Source organism: Lachnospira rogosae (ex Hitch et al. 2025) (assembly GCF_040096455.1).
Lineage (GTDB): Bacteria > Bacillota > Clostridia > Lachnospirales > Lachnospiraceae > Lachnospira > Lachnospira rogosae.
Window position 1 is genome coordinate 1 of record NZ_JBBMER010000022.1, and the last position, 643, is coordinate 643.

Annotated in this window: 1 rRNA gene; it reads right to left on the minus strand. The window is 53.5% G+C overall.

What is annotated here, in order from left to right:
* A 16S ribosomal RNA gene (locus WMO14_RS12885) occupies positions 1 to 643 on the minus strand; the annotation flags it as partial.

Consider the following 643-nt stretch of genomic DNA (forward strand, 5'->3'; position numbering starts at 1 on the left):
AGCCCTGCAGTTTCAAAAGCAGTCCCGGGGTTGAGCCCCGGGCTTTCACTTCTGACTTGCCTGGCCACCTACACTCCCTTTACACCCAGTAAATCCGGATAACGCTTGCTCCATACGTATTACCGCGGCTGCTGGCACGTATTTAGCCGGAGCTTCTTAGTCAGGTACCGTCACTATCTTCCCTGCTGATAGAGCTTTACATAGCGAACTACTTCTTCACTCACGCGGCGTCGCTGCATCAGAGTTTCCTCCATTGTGCAATATTCCCCACTGCTGCCTCCCGTAGGAGTCTGGGCCGTGTCTCAGTCCCAATGTGGCCGGTCACCCTCTCAGGTCGGCTACTGATCGTCGCCTTGGTGGGCCGTTACCCCGCCAACAAGCTAATCAGACGCGGGTCCATCTCATACCACCGGAGTTTTTCACACTGTACCATGTGGTACTGTGCGCTTATGCGGTATTACCAGCCGTTTCCAGCTGCTATCCCCCTGTATGAGGCAGGTTACCCACGCGTTACTCACCCGTCCGCCACTCAGTCATAAAAGACTTCAAACCGAAGTAATCTGTCTTAAATGCTTCGTTCGACTTGCATGTGTTAAGCACGCCGCCAGCGTTCATCCTGAGCCAGGATCAAACTCTCATAAAA